General features: G+C 41.8%; 2 protein-coding genes. Both read left to right on the top strand.

From position 1 onward, the window contains the following. Nucleotides 1-1,035, top strand: a 1,035-nt coding sequence (locus P5674_RS24430; RefSeq protein WP_315670375.1) for an NB-ARC domain-containing protein, incomplete at its 5' end; no start/stop codon positions are given. Nucleotides 1,036-1,071: 36 nt separating this feature from the next. Beyond that, complete coding sequence (locus P5674_RS24435; protein ID WP_315670376.1) at nucleotides 1,072-1,632, top strand: Uma2 family endonuclease; 561 nt, start codon at nucleotides 1,072-1,074, stop codon at nucleotides 1,630-1,632. The last annotated feature ends 96 nt before the right edge of the window (nucleotides 1,633-1,728 follow it).

A 1,728-nucleotide genomic window follows, 5' to 3' on the forward strand; every position in this document is an offset into this window, starting at 1 on the left:
CAACACCGATCGCCCTCCGATCTCTCTTCTTCTCATTCTCCCACACCTCAAGATTCTTCACCGATTATCGACTTAACCGACGCACCAGACCTGACTGAATTTTATAGCCGTACTTCCGAACTAACTACCCTAAAACAGTGGATATTACAAGACCATACCCGCCTAATTACCATCTATGGATTAAGTGGCATTGGCAAAAGCCTATTAACACGCCAACTCATAGAACAAATAAAAACTGAATTTGACTATATGATGTGGCGAAGTTTGAGCGATCGCCCTACTCTGTCCTCCTTAAAAAACCAACTTCAACAATTTTTTGCCCAGTCCCAACAGCCTTCATTGCCCACAATAATTGATTATTTGCGTCACTCCCGTTGTTTAGTCATATTGGATGACCTACACAATCTTTTTAAAAGCGGTGAATTAGCGGGGGAATACTTGACAGACTATAAAGAATACCGGACATTTTTTCGGCAAATTGCCAAAAACCATCATCAAAGTTGCGTGATTCTCATCAGTTGGGAAAAACCTAGAGCAATTGCTACCTTAGAAGCCGAAAAACACTCCACCCGCACGTTACACCTAAAAGGATTATCAGCCGATGCTGAGAAAATTTTGCGATCGCACCAATTAACCGACTCCGACAAATGGCCGGAATTAATCAACCTCTATCAAGGACATCCTACCTGGTTAAATATCATCGCCTCAACCATAGTCGAACTATTTGATGGTAGCGTTTCCCTATTTTTAAGCTACAGCGAGGATATCTTTTTAGGTGACTTAGAACCAATTTTAGAATCTCAGTTAGAACGATTATCAGACTTAGAACAACGGGTTATTTCCGGTTTCCGAGATCGGGAAGCGATCGCCCTTTCTCAAAAACCGACTAATCCTGAATTATCCCAATCCGAATTATGGTCAGCCATCCAATCTTTAGTTAGACGGGGGTTGCTAGAAAAAATATCAGAGGGAGAGCGAGGAATGTTTCAACTGCATCCGATTTGGCAACAGTATCTTAAATTTAAGCTAAGTTAGAATAGTTGAAATAGAAAAACTAGGAGAATCCCTAAAATGCGATCGCCTTTACCCCTGTTTACCGTTGAAGACTATATCATCGCTGAAGCCGAAAGCACCATTCGCCATGAGTATATGGGCGGTTATGTGTTTGCTATGGCGGGTGCTAGTGAAGAACACAATCTCATTGCCGGTAATCTTTATGCCTTATTACGTTCTCATCTGCGGGGGAGTTCCTGTCGGGTATTCATGTCTGATATGAAAGTCAAAGTTCAAGACGATATTTTTTATTACCCCGACTTACTCGTGACTTGTAACCCCGAAGATAATCACCGATACTTCAAAACACAACCTAACTTAATTATTGAAGTGCTGTCAGAAAGTACCGAAAGCACTGACCGACGAGAAAAATTAATGAACTACCAAACCTTAGAAACTTTGAAGGAATATGTTTTAGTCTCTCAAGATGTTATGCAAGTGGAAGTCTATCGTCAAGAGACTCCGGGGAGTTGGACAGTTCAAATCTTAGGAAAAGACAATGAGTTAACCTGGGAATCTGTGGGGCTAACTGTGACCGTGGCGCAAATTTATGAAGATGTCTTGAATGTGGGTCAGTAAATTTAAGCACGAAAAAGCGCCCCCCGACTGGGAGGCGCTTGATTTAATCGAAGCTATAAATTAGCCGATTTGAGGTGCAACCAAAGCTACAGGCTC

Origin of the sequence: Limnospira sp. PMC 289.06, assembly GCF_032350395.1 — a bacterium.
In the GTDB taxonomy this organism is placed as follows: domain Bacteria; phylum Cyanobacteriota; class Cyanobacteriia; order Cyanobacteriales; family Microcoleaceae; genus Limnospira; species Limnospira platensis.